Here is a 22,580-nt window from a genome sequence, read left to right as displayed (position 1 = left end):
TAAAAAGCAAAAGATATAACGGTTAACTGCTCTGCACGCGCCTTTTATGGGGTAACACCGTTTATTTTTACGCCAGTTATGGGCTCTTTGGTGTTACCAGCCTAATGGAGATAATAATACGGGTAGTACTTTTAAAAGCTGTTAATTACTACATTGGGTTTATAAGCAAATAATCAACACACCTTTATTAGCGCGTTTATAGGTTATGTTTGTGCGAGTGCTTGTTGTAACTCGCATTTATATTTGGTTTGGGTATAATCACGGGGAAAGAAAAAATGTGGCCCGTAATGACAGGAACAACATGAAACAAATCGACATAGACGACGAGTTATATCAGTATATTGCTAGCAATACACAAAGTATTGGCGAAAGCGCATCCACTATTTTACGTCGTTTATTAAATCTAAACGGTGATGACAACACTCCCGTTGCTAAGAACAATCAAAACAACCAAACAGCTACTCAAGCCCCACTTGACGACACGCCAGCTACTAACGACAGCCAAGAGCAAGAGGTTGTCACACCCGTGAAGCAAACAAACGCTAATGTATTTAATATTCTAAATAAAGAAGAACTAGCAATGCAAAAAGGGGTGGTAGGCAGGTTTTTATTTATTTTAAGTGCTTTTTATAGAACGCATAAAAAAGAGTTTAGTGCTGTGCTTGATATAAAAGGGCGCGACCGCGTTTACTTTGCAACCAGCAAAGAAGACTTAGTTAATAGCGGCAGTAGTATGAACCCTAAAAACATTACCGACAGTGAGTACTGGGTAATGACAAATTCAAACACGACACGTAAAAAAATGATGCTACACGAGGTTGCGCTGTGCTTAGGTTATTCAGCAGAGCAAGCAGAAGAAATTCGCGATTACTTGTAAGGAAATAAACATGGCTATTCATTCAGGTGCTGGGAAAACTGCGCCACATTCAACTTTAGTTAACGTACCAAAACTGGTATCGGCTTATTACTTAAATGAGCCAGACTTAGAGCAAAACCCAGAGCATTGTGTTGCTTTTGGTACGTCGGGTCACCGTGGTTGCTCTTACGATGTTAAGTTTAACGAATCTCATATTTTAGCCATTACACAAGCTATTTGTGACTACAGAAAGCAAAACGACATTTTTGGTCCGCTTTTTTTAGGTAAAGATACGCATGCATTAAGTGAAGCTGCTTTTAACTCTGCTATAGAAGTATTAGTGGCTAATGAGGTGCAAGTAATCACCCAGCAAAATCACGATTACACGCCAACCCCTGTCATTAGCCATGCTATTGTTTGCCATAACAAATTAAATCCTAACGAATTAGCCGATGGTATTGTGGTAACGCCTTCACATAACCCGCCAGAAGACGGTGGCTTTAAGTACAATCCACCTAACGGTGGCCCAGCAGATACCGACGTAACTAAATGGATTGAAGACAGAGCAAATCAATTACTATTAGAAGATTTAGTAGAAGTTGAGCTGTTTCCATTTGCTAAAGCATCGCGTTCAGGGTTTATTAAATACGAAGACCTAATGACGCCATACATTAACGACTTAGAAAATATCGTTAATTTAAAAGCCGTTAGCGATGCGGGTATTAAAGTAGGTATTGACCCGCTAGGTGGCTCTGGTATTAACTTTTGGCCATTAATAGCGCAAAAATACAATTTAGATTTAACCGTAGTAAACGACAGTGTTGATCCGCGTTTTGCATTTATGCCACTTGATAAAGATGGCAAAATCCGTATGGATTGCTCATCACCTTACTCAATGGCTAATTTAATTAAATTAAAAGGCGACTTTGATATTGCTATTGGCAACGACCCAGATTACGACCGCCACGGTATTGTTACCCCAGATGGATTAATGAACCCTAATCACTTTTTAGCGGTAGCGATTGATTATTTATTAAAACACCGCGACTGGGACAGCAGTGTAGAAATTGGCAAAACGCTGGTTTCTAGCTCAATGATTGACCGCGTAGTAGCACGTAATGAGCGAAAAGTTAAAGAAGTGCCGGTTGGCTTTAAATGGTTCGTCGATGGCTTAAACAAAGGCAAGCTTGCCTTTGGTGGCGAAGAAAGTGCGGGTGCTGCGTTTTTACGATTTGATGGCAGCGTATGGTGTACCGACAAAGACGGCTTTATTATGGGGTTACTTGCAGCTGAAATACTCGCAGTAACAGGTAAAACACCATCAGCGCTTTATAAAGAGCTAGAGCAAGAATTCGGCTCTCCACTATATAAGCGTTTAGATGCCCCTGCTAGCAGTGCGCAAAAGTCACGTTTAAAAGCACTTAGTGCAAGCGATGTTAAAGCCGATACATTAGCTGGCGAACCTATTTTACAAAAACTGACTCATGCCCCTGGCAATGATGCGGCTATTGGCGGCTTAAAAGTAGTGACTGAAAACGGCTGGTTTGCAGCACGTCCTTCTGGTACTGAAGATATTTATAAAATTTATCTTGAGTCTTTCAAAGGTGAAGAGCATTTAGCACTACTAGAAAAAGAAGCGAAGCAATTAGTTGACTCTGTGATCAGCTAACAAGGCTTACACTATTTAAAAACGGCTGATTTATTCAGCCGTTTTTGTTTGTATCTCTCACACTATAAAAGGGCTTATCATGTTAGCCAAACCAGATTATTTAAATGAACTAATAAATAGCGGCGATTTTTTAACACTCAGTCGCGACAATGAATGGCATTTAGAGGCAAGTGAATTTGCTTTAGAAAATGGCACGCACGTAACCGTTCACGATACAGGTGTTATTGAATTTCAACCACAGGGCATAACAACAAAAGATGTTGTGCTTTCAAGCGCTGTACACGGTAACGAAACCGCACCTATAGAAATATGTGACGAGCTAATAAAAACCATAATAAAAGGGGAGCTTGCATTAAATCAGCGTGTGCTCTTTATATTTGGCAATCCAAAATCAATAAATATTGGCCTGCGCTTTGTAGAAGAAAACCTAAACCGTTTGTTTAATGGCCACCACACTGTTGAGGGTGTGCCAATGAATGATGAGCGTAAACGCGCAGCAAAACTAGAAGAGTATGTAACTGACTTTTTTACACGGGGCGAGCAAGGCAGTACACGTTATCATTATGATTTACATACTGCTATACGTGGCTCAAAAAATGAAAAATTTGCTGTGTATCCTTATCTTCATGGTAAACCATGGAAAAAATCGCAGTTACAATTTTTACTTAGCTGCGGTGTAAATACCGTATTGATGATGAAATCACCGGCAACCACATTCAGTTACTATTCTTCGTTTGTTCATGGCGCTGATTCATTTACCGTTGAACTGGGTCAAGTTAAACCGTTTGGTGAAAACGACATGGCTCGCTTTGCAAAAACCAAGCAAACGCTAACTGCATTAATTAGCCAAAAAGAAGTCCAATACCCTCAATTTAATGCAAGTGACTTTGAGCTGTTTGCCGTACATCGCACAATTAATAGAACGCAGCAGGACTTTAGCTTTCCGTTTTCTGATGATGCAGAAAATTTTACAGGGTTTGCTAAAGGTGAGTTGCTAGCAACAGACGGCGATACCCCTTATTATGCCGATGTGGAAGGGGAAGCTATTATTTTTCCAAATGCGCACGTTGCGCTTGGGCAAAGGGCACTGCTTACCGTTATTCCTATGCAAGTAGATAGTAATTTCGTCTAATAAAACTCATCAGACCACTCGCCTTATATATTTAACTGTATGTTTTTATTAGTTTAATAAATGCGTACAGTTAACTTTCCATATTTTTAATCGTATTTTACTTTTGTTTCGTCTTACACTTGTTGAATAACATCTTACGTTAACGTAAGGTGGTGGCAGCTTTAATTAAATACAGCGCAGATGCTGCAAAGTTTATTCGCAAGCCTCACCCATAATAAAAACTTAAAAGGGGCGCTGTATCACAGACAACAAGAGAAGGTAGGTTATGAGTAATCCAAATAACGTATCGCTGAATATTAACCACGACCTCGAGTTTATAGACGGTCATGCGCTAACTATTCCAACCCTTAGTATTTTAACTGAGGACGGCGACATTCATCCTAGTGCTACCGCACCGACTATTTCTAAACACACAGCGATTAAACTATACGAAACAATGCGTTTTATTCGCCTACTCGATGAGCGGATGCAAGGGGCGCAGCGCCAAGGCCGCGTAAGCTTTTATATGCAATGTTTAGGTGAAGAAGCCGCTGTTACTGCCTCAGCTGCCGCACTTGATCAAGATGACATGATTATGGCGCAATACCGCGAGCAAGCCGCTTTGCATTACCGCGGATTTACGCTTGATCAATTTATGAATCAAATGTTTTCTAATGAGTTAGATTTAGGAAAAGGGCGCCAAATGCCGATTCATTATGGTTCAAAAGAATTAAATTATATGACCATATCATCGCCCCTCGGTACGCAAATTCCTCAAGCTACAGGCTATGCCTACGGGCAAAAAGTAAAACACATTGACGCAAAAACTGGCGAGCTTGCAAGCACCATAGATAATGTGACGATTTGTTACTTTGGTGAGGGCGCAGCATCTGAAGGTGACTTTCATGCGGGTTTAAATATGGCTGCGGTACACAAAGCCCCTGTTATATTTTTTGCACGTAATAACGGGTATGCAATATCAACACCTGCAGATGAGCAATTTAAAGGCGATGGTATAGCGTCGCGAGGCGTAGGGTATGGCATTAAAACCATACGTGTTGATGGCTCAGATGCATTAGCCGTGTTTGCAGCAACACAAAAGGCCCGCGAAATTGCAGCAACGCAGGGCGAGCCGGTATTAATTGAGTCAATAGCGTACAGATTAGGCGCTCACTCAACCTCAGATGACCCAAGTGGTTATCGCTCAAAAGATGAAGAGGCCACGCATAAAGTTTGCCCAATTGATAAATTTAAAAAATGGTTGATCAAGCAAGAGTGGTTAAACGAAGAGGACGATGCTAAAGCGAAAGACACTATTCGTGAAGATATTTTAGCCGCCCTTAAACGTGCTGAAAAAGTGCAAAAGCCAGCGCTTGAAGAGCTCATATCAGATGTTTACGATACGCCAATTCCTTCACTTGAGCGCCAATATAACGATTTAAAAGCACATATAAAGCAGCACCCAGATGCGTACCCAATCACAGCAGGGAGAATTAAGTAATGGCTAAAATGAACATGCTACACGCAATTAATTCTGCACTCGATATCACCATGAATGAGCACCCTCAGGCGTGTATTTTTGGGGAAGATGTTGGCTATTTTGGTGGTGTTTTTAGAGCGACCTCAGGTTTGCAAGAAAAGTACGGTAAACACCGCGTATTTAACACACCGCTTACAGAGCAAGGTATTTTAGGTTTTGCCAATGGCTTAGCCGCGTTTGGCGCGCCTGCACTTGCTGAAATACAATTTGCTGATTATATTTTTCCGGCATTTGATCAAATAGTTAATGAGTCTGCCAAGTTTAGATACCGCAGTGGTAATGAATTTAACGTGGGCAATTTAACGATACGAACACCGTATGGTGGCGGTATTGCGGGGGGCTTATATCACTCACAATCGCCAGAAGCATACTTTGCCCATACGCCAGGACTAAAAATAGTTGTACCGCGTAACCCGTACCAAGCAAAAGGGTTACTACGAGCAAGTATTAAAGACGATAACCCCGTTATTTTCTTCGAGCCTAAACGTTTATACCGCGCTTCTACCGGCGAAGTACCAGAGGATGATTACAGCATTGAGCTGGGTAAAGCCGAAGTAGTACAAGAAGGTAAAGATATCACTGTACTTGCGTGGGGAGCGCAAATGGAAATTGTTGAAAACGCAGCAAAACAAGCCAATGAACAAGGCATTAGTTGTGAGGTGATTGACCTTAGAAGCATATTACCTTGGGATGTTGAGACAATTGCTAAGTCGGTCACTAAAACAGGACGTTTAGTGATAAGCCACGAAGCGCCTATTACCAATGGCTTTGGTGCCGAAATTGCGGCGACTATTCAGCAAGAGTGCTTTTTACACCTTGAGTCACCTATTATGCGAGTATGTGGGTTAGATACACCTTACCCATTAGCACTTGAAAAAGAATATGTGCCTGATGCGCTAAAAGTAATGGCCGCAATTAAACAATCAATGGATTTTTAGGGGATACCATGGCTAAAGATTTTATATTACCCGATATTGGTGAAGGCATTGTTGAGTGCGAAGTGGTTGAATGGCTAATACAAGAGGGTGACACAGTAAAAGAAGATCAACCCATTTGTGACGTGATGACCGATAAAGCCCTGGTGCAAATTCCGGCTGTGCACGATGGCGTAATCACTAAATTGTATTATCAAAAAGGGGAGATAGCCCAGGTTCATGCACCCTTGTTTGCTATGAATGTAGCCGATGAGCAAAGCCAAAGCGATGAAACACACACAGAGCAAGTGCAAAATACACAAAGCGACAACGCATCGTCAGAGCATTTAGAAGATTTTATTCTTCCAGATATTGGTGAGGGGATTGTTGAGTGTGAGATAGTTGATTGGCTAGTGGCCGAGGGCGATGAAATACAAGAAGATCAGGCTGTGTGTGATGTAATGACCGACAAAGCTCTTGTACAAATTCCGGCTAAATACACAGGTACAGTGCAAAAGCTTTACTATCAAAAAGGTGAAATTGCTCAGGTACATAGCCCGTTATTTCAAATGAGCATAGCCGGCAGTACAGCTAAACCAAATGTAGATGTAAACGAAGCCGTTGTAAAAGCACAAAGTAAAGCGGCAGATAAATCTGTAGCAACGCAGCAAACAACAGCAAATAAAGTTGTTAATAAAAAAGCGGTTGCCTCTCCAGCTGTAAGGCGCAAAGCCCGAGAGCTTGATGTTGATTTAACGTGCGTACCGGGCAGCGGTAAAAATGGCCGTATTTATAAACAAGACATAGAAGAATTTATTAAAGGTGAGGTACCTAACACAATAGATACATCACCACTTAGTAGTGCTACTACTCAAAACAGCGTTACTCAAAATAAAGAGCCACAATCGCCACAAACACAAAACGGTGGTATGCGAGCAGAGCCAATTAAAGGCATTAAAGCGGCTATGGCAAAGCAAATGATGGCCTCGGTCTCTACAATCCCTCACTTTACCTTTAGTGACGAGATAGACTTAACGCAATTAATTGCCCTGCGAGCGAGTTTAAAAGAGCAATATAAAGCACAAGGTGTAAAGCTCACTATGATGCCATTTTTTATCAAAGCGTTATCGCTTGCGATGAAAGAGTACCCAGTGCTTAATTCTAAAGTAAATGATGATTGCACTGAGCTTACCTACTTTGACGATCATAATATTGGGGTAGCAGTGGATTCAAAAGTGGGTTTGCTAGTGCCTAATATTAAATCCTGCCAATCTAAGAGTATTGTTGAAGTTGCAAACAGTTTAACACGCTTAACTGATGCAGCACGCGAGGGGCGTGTAGCACCAGATGACTTAAAAGGGGGCACCATTAGCATTTCAAATATTGGGGCAATTGGCGGCACTATTGCGACCCCGATTATTAATAAGCCAGAAGTTGCTATTGTAGCATTAGGGAAGTTACAACACTTACCGCGCTTTGATGAAAGCGGGCAAGTTGTGAGCAAAGCTATTATGCAAGTGAGTTGGTCTGGCGATCACCGTGTTATTGATGGCGGTACAATTGCGCGCTTTAATAATTTGTGGAAATCGTACCTAGAAAACCCATCGGCAATGATGATGGCAATGAGTTAAAAATTAAACTGACAAAAAACCAGCAATTTGCTGGTTTTTTGTTTTAAAGCGCAGTGTTTTTAATTAAGATACAAATGTTACTAAAAGGTAATAAATCAAACCCGCTAGGGAATATAAAAACTAACACTAAGGAATTGTAATGGAACATTATATGAACGCGCTGCGTAGCTACGCAGATTTTTCAGGACGTAATCGCCGTAAAGCATTTTGGATGTTTTACTTAATAAATTTATTAATCAGCATAGTACTAGGTGTTGTTGATGAGCTAATGGGCGTAGCTGTAATTGGTACTATCTATAGCTTGGCACTGTTAATTCCTCAATTAAGCGCAGGTGCACGCCGTTTACACGATACTGGCCGCTCTGGCTGGTGGCAGCTACTTTGGTTAGTGCCAATCATTGGCTGGATTGTTATAATTGTATTCCTTGCGCAAGACTCACATGAAGGTGAGAACGATTATGGCCCAAATCCTAAAGAGTTAGCGGCTGAACCTGTTTCTGTATAAATAATACGTGTCCCGTCCTGAAATAGGTTGACGGTTTTAATGAAAGACTTGGTGCGAAAGCGCCAGGTCTTTTTTATGCACTTGATTTGGTGTTTTCATATCCAAACTTAAGTGCGGTCGCATTTCATTGTATATAAATATCGATTCTTCAACGAGCTGTTTTAACTCTGCCATATTGCGACATTTATACAGTAAAAACTCTTGCTTTAATATCCCGTTAATACGCTCTGCTAATGCGTTTTGATAACAGTCATACCCATCGGTCATCGATGGTCTAATGCCCTCTTTTAATAGCGAATTTTGATATACTTCAGAGCAATATTGTAAACCTCTATCTGAATGATGAATGGCATCACGTTTATATACGCGTTGCTTAATTGTCATTTCTAATGCTTTGGCTACATCGGTTGCTTTCATTTCATCACTCAGCTCATAACCCATTATTTTTCGACTGTAAGCATCAGTGACTAACGATAGGTAATGCACGCCTTGCGCTGACTTTACGTATGTAATGTCACTAACGAAGACTTCTTCGGCCGCAGTAGGCATGTATTCCTTTAGTAAATTGGGATGCTTGCGCATCCAATGGTTACTGTTTGTTGTTTTAGTGTAATTTTTCTTTGGTTTTACAAGAAAGTCATGCTCTCTCAAATAATCAAAAAAACAATCACGACCTAGTTTAATGCCACGCTCTTGCAGGTCTGGCTTTATCATCAGATAAAGTTTCTTCCCACCAATACGAGGCATGAATTGCCGCCAGTACATCACTAATTCTTTGACTGGCTCCAATTTTTTATTCCGAGCATCTATTCTGCGCATAGCTTGATAGTAACCTTGTCGCGTTATGCCATATGCACGGCATAACGGAGTAAGCTTTATTTGATGGTTTTCTTTTGCGCGCGTGATAGCTCGGATATGTACTTTTTTCGCAAGCCCGCTCCATATTCTTCATCCATAATATTAATCATTTCATCTTTGATTAAATCCTTTAGGCGTAACTCTTCTATCTCGCGCTCTAAACGTTTAATTTTTTGTGCTGGGGTTTCTTTCGATTTAGGCATGTTGGCTATATAAGTTGGTTTAGACCAATCTAATTTACCATGTTTTCGCAGCCATACCAGAACGGTACTGCGGCCTTGAATGCCGTAATGACTTTGCGCTTGTTTATAGGTGAAGTCGCCTTTTTCTACTTGCTCAACAATAGATAATTTAAAGCCTAATGTATAATCTCGCTGAGTACGCTTAACGTCTTTAGTTTTAGTGGTTTTCATAAAATAAGTCCTAAATGTGTAAACACATTTCAGGACAAGACAACGCTAACATTAAAAAAGCTCAGCAATTGCTGAGCTTTTTTGTACTTATGATTTTTTAAACTGTTAACTTAAAAAGTAAAGCCCGTAACCAACAACTAAAGCAGGTATAGAGGTATACAAGGTAGCAATTACAGCCGCTTTTGGCGCCATTGCAATGGCAGGAAACAACGCATCGCCATCATTTGAAATCGCATTAGCAGCTAATGCACTAAAAGGAATAATGCCCTGTATATAAAGCGTGGTTACAATTATTTGTGGCCCACAGCCAGGTAAAAAACCAATGACGACTGCAATTAACGGTGCTAAATAGGCGTAGTGCATAAACCAGGTTTTTAAATCAAGGCCTACCACACTGACTAATATTTCAAACAGCATGAACGAAGCCACCACCCAAGCAGTTACAAAATGGGTATCTTGTAATACTTTTATAAGCTTTGAAGGCGGATTACATTCATCGTCTTCAGAGGTTACTTCTTTATAGCTTTCGCCTTTAGAAGAGTAGGCCCATATAACAACCGTAAACAGTGCCATTGCTGCACCAAATAAGCTAATACCGGTGCTGGTATATTGACCAAATTGGTTAAAGTCCACATTAAATGCAATTAAAAACGCAATGATTAAACTTGGAATAATGGCAAACATCCACACAGGTTTGCTAATTTTTATTATTTTAGTGGGCAAAACTTTTACTTGGTGTTTTTGCTCTTGTGCGCTGGGGCGTAAAAAATCAGGTTTGTGAATTGCATTAACTATTAATCCACACAGCGTGCCTACCACTAAACCTATAGCCATTATTGTTAAGCCTTCAGTAGGGCGCGTAGCAAGCAGTAAAAAAGCAGCATCGCCCATTGTGGCGGTAAGTACAGCAACAATAGCCCCAAAGCTTGCTTGGCCTTTAGTGTATTGAGTAACCACAATAATTGCACCACCACAGCCGGGTAAAGCGCCAAGAACGGATGCAAACAGCACTTCAAGCGACTTAGATTTTGCGCTTAAGTAGCTCATTTCTAATTGAGGGATATGTTCTATTGCGTAGTAGTAAATAAGTAACGTAGCCGCTACAAATACACTAACCTGAAAAAACGCATCACTGAGAGCAGTAATGGTTATTTCGCGAAGACTAGGAACAGCTAAACATACCAATAAAAAAAGTGGTAGGAGTAAGCGTTTATTTTGGCTAACAAACCGTTTGGAAGCTGGCGTAATAAATCCTATTTGAGAGAGTAAAATCATAAGTGTGCCCCAGTTTTATTTTAACTAGGACACACTGTATACATTTTGCAAATGATAATCAATATCATTTGCATCTATTTAAATTGATAGCTCAGTTTGAGTTTTTCGATGGTAAATAACCTACGCTCAGGCTAAATACATTATTTGCGTTGAAACTCTGAGTTTTCGTACCATGCTGGCCATTGTGCTTGCTCAGAAATATCAAAGCCTACTTTATAAAACAATTGTAAGTCTTGCACCGCACCCGATAAATCCCACTCATCGCGGTATCTGTCACAGGGTTGATGGTAGCAACCACGTAGCACTAAGCTCATACGTTTACGATAATTTGCTGTATCCTCATCAGCAGCAACAGTTCCGCCGCCTGCATACATAGCCGGAATGCCCATGTTTGCAAATGCAAAATGATCAGAGCGGTAATAACCACCTGATGATGGTTTAGGGTCGCCCGCTATTGTTCTACCTTGCTCTTTTGCTGCTTTGGCTAGTAGGTCGTCCATTTGCGACTTACCTAAACCTACTACGTTCATGTCTTTTACTTTACCTAATAAGTTTAGGCTATCCATGTTTATATTGGCGACTGTTTTATCGGCAGCAATAACTGGGTTAGCAGCGTAGTATTTAGATCCAAGTAAGCCTTGCTCTTCAGCCGTAACAGCTAAAAATGTCATTGAGCGAGTAGGGTGCTTTGGCAGCTTAGTAAATGCCTCTGCAACCTCAATTAGCCCCGCAGTGCCTGTGGCATTATCGTGCGCCCCATTATAAATTTGGTCGCCCTTACGGGTTGTATCTGTACCTAGGTGATCCCAATGCGCTGAATAAATAACATGTTCATCCGCTTTTTCGCTACCTGGCAACGTTGCAATAAAGTTATACGACACCGATTTTTTAATTGTATTTTTAACATTAACCGATGCAGTTAAATCGCCCATGTCAACGTTATACGCACCTTTAGCTGCATTGGCTTTTGCAGTCTCAAAATCAAGACCCGCTTTAGCAAATAACTCTTTTGCTACATCAGTGGTCACCCAGCCTTCAACCGCAACGCGGTCCATATTGTTGTTCTCTTTTTGAAAACCGAACTGCTCACCGCTCCATGAGTTTTCAACCACTGACCACGGGTATGACGCAGGGGCTGTTTCGTGAATGATAATAGCACCGGCTGCACCTTGACGACTCGCTTCTTCATATTTATAAGTCCAGCGGCCGTAGTAGGTCATTGCATCGCCGGTAAATAACGCAGGATCTTTTGTAGCAAAACCCGGATCGTTAACAAGCATAACAACAGTTTTGCCTTTTACGTCTAGGCCTTCGTAATCGTTCCAGTTATATTCTGGGGCATTTACACCGTAACCTACGAATACAAGCTCTGAATTTTCAATCCCTTCTTGTGCGCTAATGCGGCTACTGCCCATAACCATGTCTTTTTTGTATTGATAATCTTTGCCACCAATACTTAATACCATATTTGAATCAGCTTCTAATGAAACAAGCGGCACTTCTTGTAAAAAGCTATCACCATTACCGGGTTCAAACCCTAATGCTTTAAATTGTGTAGTTAAGTAATCTAGGGTTAGTTTTTCACCTTCAGATGAAGGCGCTCTACCGCCAAATTCATCAGAGGCAAGCACTTTAATGTGCGCTGCAAGTTCATCTGCTTTAATACTGTTGTAACCATTTGTTATATCGGTAGGTGTAATACTTGTTGTTGCACAGCCAGCTAACACAGCGCCAGCAATCAGTGTGAGAGAGAAATATCGTTTCATAGTAGCTCTATTCTTGTTCTAAGATGTGATTAGTATATTAACTTCTATTAATTAGAACCAGTTTTTGCGGTAAACTGCCCGCAAATTAACAGCATAAATTGTTAAAGGTATAAATGAAGCGCTTTACTCCGCCCGAGCAATGGCAAGTTAGTAGTTTGAAAAGCGGTGCGTTTGAGCACTTACGAACACTGTTTAATATTGATAAACAAACTGATTGGCCAACCCCCGATTGGTTCACTGTATATTTGAATGCCATTAATGCTAATAACCTGCCAATAACGTTTGAAGACGATGCAAACGTTGATTTTGGTGAGCGCTATTACGAGCAAGTCATTTTTGAAACTGGCGTAGTGCCAACACGCAGTAAAAATTGGCACGACTTATTTGGTGGCTTTATTTGGTGTTTGTTTCCAAAAACCAAGGCGCTTATTAATCAGCGTCACGTACAAGAAATAGCGCAACATGGCTTAAAGCAACGTACTAAACATCGTAATGCACTCACATTATTTGACGAGTGCGGCGTGGTGCTTGCCATTAGTGATACTAAGTGGCAAACGCTTTTAACAGAGCACCAATGGAAAACTGCATTTATAACTCACCGTGAAGAGTGGGGCAAAACAATACAACCTTTTATGTTTGGCCACGCTAATTATGAAATGCTTACAAAACCCTATATTGGTTTAACGGGTAAAGCGTTATTTGTAAGTGTACCGGATGAAATATTTTGTAAAGATTTAGTTACTCAATATCAGTACCTAGACCAAGTACTTTATGAGAAGATAAAAATAGAGCATTGCTTAGCCGATAACAAACAGCTTTCTCCATTGCCATTATTAGGTGTACCAGGGTGGCATGACGCAAATGAGAATGAATTGTTCTATGATAATACCGACTACTTTAGAGCTAAACGAAGGATACGAAAATGATAGAAGTCGCAGGGCTTAAAAAAAAGTTTAAGTTAACCAAGGATCATAAAAAAAATAAAGTTGATGATATAGACCCGCGTGAAGATAAAGATTTTTTTCATTCTGTAAGAGATGTCAGCTTTCAATGTGCAAAAGGTGAAGTGTTAGGGTTACTTGGCCCTAATGGCGCGGGTAAAACTACTACATTGCGTATGCTCTCAACTGCACTTAAGCCCGATGAAGGCACAATAACTATTGCCGGCAACGACATAATTAAAAAGCCGTTAGTAGGGCGCAAGTCTATTGGTTTTTTATCCGGTTCAACTGGTTTGTATGGTCGCCTGACCGTTAAAGAAAATATTGAATACTTTGCAAAGCTTCATGGAATGAACAAAGAGCAAATAGCGGCTCGTTGTGAAGAACTTTTTACTTTGCTCGACATGCATAAATTTATTGATAAACGTGCAGAAAACCTATCTACCGGCATGAAGCAAAAAGCCAATATTGCACGCGCTGTGGTACATCACCCAGAAGTGGTGGTACTCGATGAGCCAACCACAGGCCTTGATATCATGACCACACAAACAGTGATCAACTTTATAAAAGGCTTAAAGGCGCAAGGCACGCCTGTTATTTTTTCAACGCACCATTTAGATGAAGTCGCCCTTTTATGTGACCGTGTTGCGGTAATTAATGAAGGCGTAAGCTGCTTTGATGGCACACTTGCTGAATTCAAACAGGCAGGTAATAGTGAAGAGCTAAACCAAGCGTTTATGAATATTTTAACGGAGAAACACGATGTTTGAAGTTTTTAAAAAGGAATTAACAGAACTCTTACGCGATAAAAAAACCTTGTTGTTTGTAGTCGCTCTACCCGTTGCGGTGTTTCCCTTATTATTTGCCGTTATGGCGTTTATTAGCTCTCAAGCGGCACTCGATGCTGAACAAAAGGTACATACCTACGCCATTATTAATGGCGACTACGCGCCAGAGTTTACCGAAAAAGTGTTTTATCATAAAAGCTTTGAACTTTATAAAGGTACTAAAACCTTTAATAGCATTGAAGAGCTAAAAGAAGGGGTAATCGCAGGTGATATAGACATGGGTATATATTTACCCACTAACGCTAAACAAGCCTTAAATGATGCCCAGCAAAGTAAGTGGGAAGTGGTATTTAATGATGCTAAATCTATCAACTTTTTATTTCAGCGTGTAAAAGAGCTCGCCAAAGAGTATAGCGATGCATTACAAACAGAAAAATTAATCAGTTTTGGTATTGAAAAAGAAGCTCATTTAGCACTTTTAACCCCTATTGAAGTAGTAAAGGTTGATACCGCCGATAAACGTGAAAACTTAGGTGAAAAACTAGGAGGCTTTTTGCCCTACCTACTTATTCCCATAGTTCTTATGGGCGCTACGTACCCAGCAATAGATTTAGGTGCAGGTGAAAAAGAGCGCGGTACATTAGAAACCTTATTGCTTACACCTATTACGCGTACCGAGCTGGTACTAGGCAAATTTATAACCTTACTGACAACCTCAATTGCATCAACAACTATAACTGTACTCAGTATGGGCGGGTGGATAGCCGTAGCCCTTGCATTTGCAGACCTTGAAGTAATTAAAACAGCATTTAGCTCATTAGCGGTAAGCGATTTATTAATGATTTTTGTATTGTTACTACCTATTGCTGCGATATTCTCAGCATTGGCGTTAGCAATATCTATTTATGCTCGTACATTTAAAGAGGCCCAAAACTACATGGCACCATTGAGTATGGGGGTGTTTTTTCCCATCATAGTATCCATTATGCCTAATGTAGAGTTAACAGCTAAAACTGCTTTTATTCCTGTTACTAATGTAGCGCTCGCGATTAAAGAAATTGTTAAAGGCACGGTAGATTACACCCTTGTAGGCTTAATATTTTTAGCAACAGCTATTATAGCTGGGGCATTACTTGCTTTTTGTGTTAAGTGGTTTAACCGCGAAGACGTATTATTTAGATAGTTTAAGGTTTTATAAACGGGCAGGGTATTGCCTTGCTCGTTTACTTTTACTACCCATTAACTGTTATCGCTTATAATTTTTTTATTTGCCGTCTATATTAATTTGTATGTTTTTTAGAATGGTATTCATCTTAAATTAACACTGCTTTTTAATAGTAATACTAAGTGATTGGTTTAGAGTATTTGTTCAAACTTTAATTACACTTTTTTAAGTAACTAATTATTTTTACTTCTATTTTTTATCAAATAATCCTCTATAATCTAACCTAGAAAATAGTGAGGAGTGAGGGTTCAATGCTAAAAAGGAATGTATTTATAACAGCAGCAAAAGGTAATAAATTATTACTGGTTGCCATTATTGTTTTTTTAGTTATTGCATTACCTTCGGTGTATGTGTTTGAAAAAAAAGTGCGCGCAGAGATATATAACGATGCTCGTAGTGAACTCAGTCGTGAGCTTGAAACAAAAGCCGCGTCTTTAAAAAATCATTTAAACGACAGTATTACCGCTATTCGCTTTTTAAACGCCACTCCACCTATTCAAGGTATATCTAGAGCGACCGACAATCAATTAATCGACCCACTATTACAAACCCCAATTGCTGTATGGCAAGACCGCCTTGCTGATATTTTTAGCGGGTTTATGCAAACCGACGATTCTATTTTGCAAGCACGTTACATTATGCTTGCTGAAAATGGCCAAGAGATAGTACGTGTAGACCGCTTTTTAGGTGACATAATTAGGCTAGAGGGCGCACAACTGCAAAAAAAAGGCGGGCGAGACTACGTACTTAAAGCCAGCATGCTTGATGAAAAAAGCGTGTATATATCGCCTATTAACTACAACCGCGAAAACGGCGAAATACAAAAACCCTTTGTGAGTACATACCGCGTAGCTAAGCCTGTTTTTGATCATCTAAAGCAAGTGTTTGCAATTTTAGTGACAAACTACTCCGCAGATAAGTTATTTGAAAGTTTAACGTTTGAACTTCCACCTGGGATTAATATTTATTTGCTTAATAATGAAAGCGAATTTTTATACCACCCAAACCCAGATTTACGGTTTGGCTTTGAATTTAACCAAGCCAAAACCTGGAGCGATGAATTTAGCTCCACACAAAACATGAACTCTCACGAAACATTGTTAATAGGTGATGCGCCAAAACAGTACTTTTTAAATAAACGAGTAAGTTTTGAAGGCGATATTGCCATGCTGCCGTTAGAGATGGCCGTTTCTATTGATTCTGAAACCTTGTTGGAACGCGTTGCAAAAAGGCGCGAAAGTTTTATTGCCATTACCGCCACATTTTTTACCATATTTATAATTATTACGCTGTTGTATCAGCGCTATATTAATCGCAAGCTGCTTATACACTCTTTAACAGAGCAAAATAATAAAGTGATTGAAAATTCACTCGACGCTATTTTTACCATAGACAGTGATGAAACCATTATTCACTGTAATCAAACGGCTAAAAAAGTTTTTGCAAGTAGGCTAGGTAATGACAACACCCGCTTTAGTAACTTATTTACCCTTGCAGATGAAGATAAAAACTGCATTAGTGAAACCATAGAGCATGGCTCTAAAATGCCATTTGAAGCGGTTTATACTGGTGATGATGGCAATAAAGAATGTTATTCAATCACGCTTACCAGCGTATTTGATGTATTTAGCAACCGTTATCAGGTTGCTGCTATTTTGCGTAATATCAGCTCGTTAAAGCAAACTCAATCACAGTTACAGGGTTTAAATAGCACGTTAGAGTTAAAGGTATCTCAGCGTACTGTTGAACTTGAGCGAGCGATTGACCAAGCCCTTGCCGCAAGCCAAGCAAAAAGTGACTTTGTAGCCAATATTTCCCACGAAATACGCACACCAATGAACGGTGTTTTAGGCATGCTTGAAATGCTAAAAGAAGACAGCCTCAATGAGCAACAGCAACACTATTTAAAATTAGCCAATAGCAGTGCACATTCGTTAATGAGTTTAATTAACGATATTTTAGATTTTTCTAAAATTGAAGCGGGTAAACTAGATATTGATAATCACTCGTTTGATGTTATCTCTGTCTGTAGCGATATGATTAATTCAATTGCGCTGCAGGGCCAACGTAAAGGGTTAGAGGTCTTTTTAAATACCCAAAACGTGGTTGATAGAATGGTTATTGGTGATAGCCATCGCCTTAAGCAAATTTTAATTAATTTAATAAATAATGCGTTTAAGTTTACGCATAAAGGCGAAGTAAGTTTAACCTTAAACTCTAAATACATTACCGACAGTAAAATTTTAATGAGCTTTATAATTAAAGACACCGGTATTGGTATTGCCCCTGAAAACATCGATAAACTGTTCGATGTGTTTACCCAAGAAGATTCAAGCACTACGCGCCATTTTGGTGGCACCGGTTTAGGGTTATCTATATGTAAAAAATTGGCGCAATTAATGGGCGGTAATATCACCGTTAGCAGTGAAAAGGGCGTAGGCAGCACCTTTATTGCCACGGTAGAGTTACATGTGGCGCAACAGCAAAAACTTAATACCGGCATTGAGCTTTCTAAAGAGGTCAGTGTAGCGGCGCTTATTGCGCGCGATAACGTATTTAAAAATGTATGCGGATTATTAACTCAAACCTGTAAAATTCAGCCGAGCCATATTACAAGGCTCGACTACTTTAGTGAACACAGCGAATTTGATGCCGATTTACTGATTATTGATGACGAACACCCGCAAGTTAATGCGCTAATAAGCTACTGCGAAAAGGCAGATAAAAAATATGTGCTTATATTGCGAGACATGGTGGTTAATAAGCAATCTAAAAAGGTGTTTCCTGAGCATAGCCACATTTTGCACAAACCACTCACGCAAGATCAATTTACCTATAAGCTAGGCAGTATTTTTGGCGCTAATAATGAGTTTGTTTTAACCGCGCCTAAACAAGCAAACGACGTAGAGCCAGAGCCTGAGTTGTCTAAGTATCATGTATTATTGGTAGACGACAACATGATTAACATTGAGGTAGCGAAAGCTATTTTAAAACGCACAGGGATAAAAATTACCTGTGCAAGTGATGGTATAGAAGCACTCTCGGCCCTTAAATTTAATCAAGAGCAACCGTTTGACTTAATTTTAATGGATTGCCAAATGCCTAACCTAGATGGCTACGATACCACCAGCGAGATAAGAAATGCTAAAGCTGGGGTTGAGTATATTAGCATTCCAATTATTGCCATGACCGCAAGTGCAATGGAAGGCGATAGAGAGCGTTGCATTACCGCCGGCATGAATGATTATATTACCAAGCCAATAAAGCCTAAAACGCTTAAAAATAGGCTGCTAACCTGGTTAAATTAAATGAGCTAAGTCCAGCAGTTACGCTGCTGACTTACTTGGTTTGGTATCAGTTTGAATAGGTTTAACTAAGCTGGTTACATCGGCTGTATCAAGTACTTTTTGCGTATCAGACCAATGCAACAGCTCTATTTTACCGTTTGGCTGCTCAACTAATGCGGTACAGCTTTCAATCCAATCACCATCATTACAATACACTATGCCATCTACTACTTTAATTTTAGGGTGATGGATGTGTCCGCAAATGATGCCATCGACCTTTTGCTTTTTTGCCTCATGAATAGCGGCATCTTCAAAAGCCGCAATGGCTTCACGGGCTTTATGTACGCGTGCTTTTATCCATGCAGCAAGCGAATAGTAGTTACCGCCAAACACTTTACGAACTCGGTTAGTCCAACGATTTAAAAACAGCAGTAAGTCGTAACCTGCATCGCCTGCAATACTAATGAGCTTGTTGTAGCGGGTTGCCGAGTCAAAGTCATCACCGTGGATCAGTAAAAAGCGTTTATTGGCTTTTGTGGTATGAATAAACTGCTGGTGGACTTCTACACCAAATAAAGTTTGATTTATGTAGTGGCGAAAGGTCTCGTCGTGGTTACCAGGTATGTATATTACACGGGTGCCATCAAGGGCTTTTTGTTGAATGCAACTAAGCACTTGGTAATGAGATGGGTGCCAATAAAAACTGCGCTTCATCGACCACAAATCAACAATATCACCCACTAAATAAAGCGTATCGCATTCAATTGAGTTTAAAAAATCTAATAAATAGTCGGCTCTACAGTCTTTATACCCTAAATGTACATCCGATATCCAAACGGCTGGATAATGTTGTTTTTTACGCTGTTGATTGTTTGTCATGCCCGTCATCCATAGTGTAATAATTAAACACTGTAGATAAATCTAATGACACTTATGAGACACTTTAGCGAAGCCTCCATGACAATTTATATCAAACCAGCTAATTAAAGTTTATTGGCTGGGAAGGAGATTAGGTGAGCGGTTTTTACATACATTACTATTAAACCCGCATAAAAAGGCCGCATGTTTAAATGCGGCCTTATAAGTTTGTTTTAAGTGTGGGTGTTATTAACCTTTAACAGCCGCTTTAATAGTCTCTATCGCGGTGTCTAAATCAACCATTAACTTTTCACCGGTACGGCGATTTTTAAGCTCAACCTTGTTTTCATCAAGGTTACGCTCACCAATCACTAAAGTATAAGGTACACCCATTAATTCCATGTCGTTAAACATAACGCCAGGGCGCTCTTTACGATCATCAAATAAAATATCTAAGCCTGCATCTTTTAAACCTTGGTATAGATTATTAGCAATATCAGGAATACGATGCGACTTATGCATGTTCATTGGCACAATAGCTAAATCAAATGGGGCAATAGATTGTGGCCAAATAATACCGTAATCATCATTATTTTGCTCAATAGCCGCTGCCACAATGCGCGAAACACCAATACCGTAACAACCCATAGTCATTACTTGGTTTTTACCCGACTCGCTCAGTACGCCTGCTTTCATGGCTTCTGAGTACTTAGTACCAAGTTGGAAAATATGACCAACTTCAATACCGCGTTTAATTTGTAAAGTGCCTTGTCCACACGGGCTCGGATCGCCTTCAACAATGTTACGAATATCAGCAACTTGATATTCTTTAACATCGCGATCCCAGTTAATTCCGCTAAAGTGCTCGTTATCTTTATTAGCACCGGCAACAAAATCTGCCATTACATTAGCGGTTCTGTCTACAATAATTGGCATTGATAAACCCACCGGGCCAAGTGAGCCTGGCTTTGCACCAATTGCTGCAACAATGTCAGCCTCAGTGGCCATTTCAAGTGGAGAGTCTACAAGTGGGTGCTTTTCAGCCTTTAATTCGTTTAACTCGTGATCGCCTCGTAGTACAAGCGCAACTAAATCACGTTGTTCGTTTTCATCAGGCGTACCGTAAACAATTAATGTTTTAACACCGCGGTGTGGTTTAACGCCGTAGTGCTTTTTAAGCTCGCTAATTGTTTTAGCATCTGGTGTAGGAAACGCTTTAAGCTCTTTAGATGGCTCAGGACGACTTTGAGTTGGAGCTAACGCTTCTGCTTTTTCGATGTTAGCTGCATAATCGCTTGCATCACTAAAGGCAATCGCGTCTTCACCTGATTCAGCAAGTACATGAAACTCATGTGATAAGCTACCACCAATAGAGCCTGTATCAGCAAGTACAGGGCGGTATTCTAAGTTTAAGCGTTCAAAAATATTACAGTACGCTTTGTGCATTACTTTATATGTGGCATCTAAACACGCTTCACTTAAATGAAATGAATACGCATCTTTCATCGTAAATTCACGTGCACGCATTACACCAAAGCGTGGGCGTCTTTCATCGCGCACTTTAGTTTGTACTTGGTACAAAGTAACAGGCAGTTGTTTATAGCTGCTAATCTCTTTGCGAACAAAATCTGTAATTACTTCTTCATGCGTAGGACCTAGCGCAAACTCACGGTTATGGCGGTCGTTAAAGCGAACAAGTTCAGGACCAAATTGCTCCCAACGGCCAGACTCTTGCCATAAATCAGCAGGTTGAATAACCGGCATCAACATTTCTATTGCGCCTGCTTTATCCATTTCTTCACGAACAATATTTTCTACTTTACGAAGCACGCGTAAACCAGAGGGTAACCATGTATATAAACCCGAAGCGACGCGACGGATCATACCGGCTCTAAGCATTAATTGATGCGAAACAATTTCAGCATCTGATGGCGTTTCTTTAAGTGTTGCGAGTATATATTGACTGGTACGCATGATTTTTCCGAAATTAAGTAATATGTTCTTTTTAATAGGGCGCTAAGTTTACCAGCGCTTGCTTTTACACTAAAGCGCTAACTGCACTTTTTAGTTATTTTCTATACTTGTTACTAAGTTATGCTCGCCGTTAACCTGCCAGCGTATATTATAATTATACAGTGTCATACCATAACTTTGCTCGCCTTGTTTTTGTTTTTTATAGGCGGGGCGTGGGTCTTGTTTTAGTACATTAGCAATAAAATCTTCAAGCTCAGGGTAGTGTGTTTGCTTGGCAATAAAATCAATTGCCTCGGGTGAAAACGCGACACTCATTTGTGTTTCTGGTCGGGTATCGGCGAAACCGGCACTGGCGTCGTGCATTGCATCTGAATACGGTAAGTAAGGCTTTATATCGACAATAGGCGTGCCATCGAGTAAATCTATACCAGCAAGCAGTAAACTAAGTTGGCCGTTTTTATACTCAACGCCTTCAAGTTTTACAGCGCTCATCCCAATGGCGTTGGGTCTAAATGTGGCGCGCGTTGCAAAAACACCTTTGCGCTCATTGCCGCCTAAACGTGGTGGGCGCACCATAGCTGAATACCCTTTATCGGCGGTTTCATGAAACCTAAATAACAGCCAAATATGGCTAAATTCTTCAATGCCTCGCACAAATTCTTCACGATTAAACTCAGCAGTAAAAATAAGTTTGGCTTTAGCTTGAGGCACTAAACGTGGTTGCCTAGGTATTGCAAACTTTTGTTTATAAGGGGATTGAATGTGGCCAACAGCCGAAATGCTATAATCGCTCATAATGCTCAGTTAACAAAAAAATAGGGCGCTATTCTACCTCTATTTAGTATTTATAGCAGTACAGTTAATGCGTTATATTTTAGACTGGTTGGTTTAATCGAGCATTAGACTAAACGGTTTAAAATATAGCGATTAGTGTTTATTCCAATTTGCTAAATTAAGTGGAGCTATTTT

Annotated in this window: 17 protein-coding genes; 11 read left to right on the top strand and 6 right to left on the bottom strand. The window is 40.1% G+C overall.

What is annotated here, in order from left to right; all coding sequences use genetic code 11:
- Positions 1-301: 301 nt before the first annotated feature.
- From seqA to PSH54_RS16570, 7 genes are all read left to right on the top strand, one after another.
- Positions 302-877: a replication initiation negative regulator SeqA gene (gene seqA, locus PSH54_RS16600; protein WP_024033550.1), complete on the top strand. Its 576-nt coding sequence runs from the start codon at positions 302-304 to the stop codon at positions 875-877.
- A gap of 10 nt (positions 878-887) precedes the next feature.
- Positions 888-2,525, top strand: coding sequence for a phosphoglucomutase (alpha-D-glucose-1,6-bisphosphate-dependent) (gene pgm / locus PSH54_RS16595; protein ID WP_273606642.1), 1,638 nt, complete (start codon positions 888-890; stop codon positions 2,523-2,525).
- A gap of 79 nt (positions 2,526-2,604) precedes the next feature.
- Positions 2,605-3,657, top strand: coding sequence for a succinylglutamate desuccinylase (astE, locus tag PSH54_RS16590; protein ID WP_273606641.1), 1,053 nt, complete (start codon positions 2,605-2,607; stop codon positions 3,655-3,657).
- A 265-nt stretch (positions 3,658-3,922) separates the two neighbouring features.
- Positions 3,923-5,137 carry a thiamine pyrophosphate-dependent dehydrogenase E1 component subunit alpha gene (locus PSH54_RS16585; protein ID WP_004586667.1) on the top strand — a complete coding sequence of 405 codons (1,215 nt, stop codon included), beginning with the start codon at positions 3,923-3,925 and terminating at the stop codon, positions 5,135-5,137.
- Positions 5,137-6,114, top strand: a complete 978-nt coding sequence (locus PSH54_RS16580) for an alpha-ketoacid dehydrogenase subunit beta (RefSeq protein ID WP_121637532.1) — start codon at positions 5,137-5,139, stop codon at positions 6,112-6,114. The genes PSH54_RS16585 and PSH54_RS16580 overlap by 1 nt, the downstream gene beginning before the upstream one ends.
- An 8-nt stretch (positions 6,115-6,122) precedes the next feature.
- The gene (locus tag PSH54_RS16575; RefSeq protein WP_273606640.1) at positions 6,123-7,721 is read left to right on the top strand and encodes a dihydrolipoyllysine-residue acetyltransferase; all 1,599 of its coding nucleotides are present in this window, start codon (positions 6,123-6,125) and stop codon (positions 7,719-7,721) included.
- Between the two features lie 139 nt (positions 7,722-7,860).
- A complete protein-coding gene (locus PSH54_RS16570; RefSeq protein ID WP_054982556.1) occupies positions 7,861-8,226 on the top strand; it encodes a DUF805 domain-containing protein in 366 nt (121 codons plus the stop codon).
- 36 nt (positions 8,227-8,262) lie between these two features.
- Here PSH54_RS16570 and PSH54_RS16565 read toward each other — a convergent pair.
- The 3 genes from PSH54_RS16565 to PSH54_RS16555 all read right to left on the bottom strand — a co-directional run bounded on the left by PSH54_RS16565 (position 8,263) and on the right by PSH54_RS16555 (position 12,538).
- Positions 8,263-9,497 (bottom strand): IS3 family transposase gene (locus PSH54_RS16565; RefSeq protein ID WP_273606639.1). Its coding sequence is split into 2 segments (ribosomal slippage): positions 8,263-9,146 and positions 9,146-9,497, totalling 1,236 coding nucleotides; the frame shifts between segments, so codons are not numbered across the junction.
- A 105-nt stretch (positions 9,498-9,602) separates the two neighbouring features.
- Entirely contained in the window at positions 9,603-10,772 is a 1,170-nt protein-coding gene (locus PSH54_RS16560) for a putative manganese transporter (protein WP_096739586.1), read from the bottom strand.
- Positions 10,773-10,912: 140 nt separating this feature from the next.
- On the bottom strand, positions 10,913-12,538 hold the full coding sequence (locus PSH54_RS16555) for a M28 family metallopeptidase (protein ID WP_273606638.1): 1,626 nt from the start codon (positions 12,536-12,538) through the stop codon (positions 10,913-10,915).
- A 113-nt stretch (positions 12,539-12,651) separates the two neighbouring features.
- Here PSH54_RS16555 and PSH54_RS16550 point away from each other — a divergent pair, with 113 nt between their 5' ends.
- The 4 genes from PSH54_RS16550 to PSH54_RS16535 all read left to right on the top strand — a co-directional run bounded on the left by PSH54_RS16550 (position 12,652) and on the right by PSH54_RS16535 (position 18,800).
- Complete coding sequence (locus PSH54_RS16550) at positions 12,652-13,464, top strand: DUF3025 domain-containing protein (RefSeq protein WP_273602613.1); 813 nt, start codon at positions 12,652-12,654, stop codon at positions 13,462-13,464.
- On the top strand, positions 13,461-14,249 hold the full coding sequence (locus PSH54_RS16545) for an ABC transporter ATP-binding protein (protein ID WP_024033559.1): 789 nt from the start codon (positions 13,461-13,463) through the stop codon (positions 14,247-14,249). The genes PSH54_RS16550 and PSH54_RS16545 overlap by 4 nt, the downstream gene beginning before the upstream one ends.
- Positions 14,242-15,450, top strand: coding sequence for an ABC transporter permease (locus tag PSH54_RS16540; RefSeq protein WP_273606637.1), 1,209 nt, complete (start codon positions 14,242-14,244; stop codon positions 15,448-15,450). The genes PSH54_RS16545 and PSH54_RS16540 overlap by 8 nt, the downstream gene beginning before the upstream one ends.
- Positions 15,451-15,743: 293 nt before the next feature.
- Positions 15,744-18,800: an ATP-binding protein gene (locus tag PSH54_RS16535; RefSeq protein WP_273606636.1), complete on the top strand. Its 3,057-nt coding sequence runs from the start codon at positions 15,744-15,746 to the stop codon at positions 18,798-18,800.
- A gap of 18 nt (positions 18,801-18,818) precedes the next feature.
- Here PSH54_RS16535 and PSH54_RS16530 read toward each other — a convergent pair whose 3' ends face one another.
- The 3 genes from PSH54_RS16530 to tsaA form a co-directional block, all read right to left on the bottom strand.
- Positions 18,819-19,658 (bottom strand): UDP-2,3-diacylglucosamine diphosphatase, encoded by an 840-nt coding sequence (locus tag PSH54_RS16530; RefSeq protein WP_029773612.1) that lies wholly within the window; start codon positions 19,656-19,658, stop codon positions 18,819-18,821.
- A gap of 228 nt (positions 19,659-19,886) precedes the next feature.
- On the bottom strand, positions 19,887-21,611 hold the full coding sequence (locus PSH54_RS16525; RefSeq protein WP_273606635.1) for a proline--tRNA ligase: 1,725 nt from the start codon (positions 21,609-21,611) through the stop codon (positions 19,887-19,889).
- Positions 21,612-21,701: 90 nt separating this feature from the next.
- Positions 21,702-22,406: a tRNA (N6-threonylcarbamoyladenosine(37)-N6)-methyltransferase TrmO gene (gene tsaA / locus PSH54_RS16520; RefSeq protein ID WP_029773613.1), complete on the bottom strand. Its 705-nt coding sequence runs from the start codon at positions 22,404-22,406 to the stop codon at positions 21,702-21,704.
- Positions 22,407-22,580 lie beyond the last annotated feature (174 nt).

It is taken from the genome of Pseudoalteromonas sp. Angola-30, from assembly GCF_028599215.1.
Lineage (GTDB): Bacteria > Pseudomonadota > Gammaproteobacteria > Enterobacterales > Alteromonadaceae > Pseudoalteromonas > Pseudoalteromonas atlantica.
Note: the sequence above shows the minus strand (reverse complement) of the source record. Positions and strands in the feature narration are given on the sequence as shown.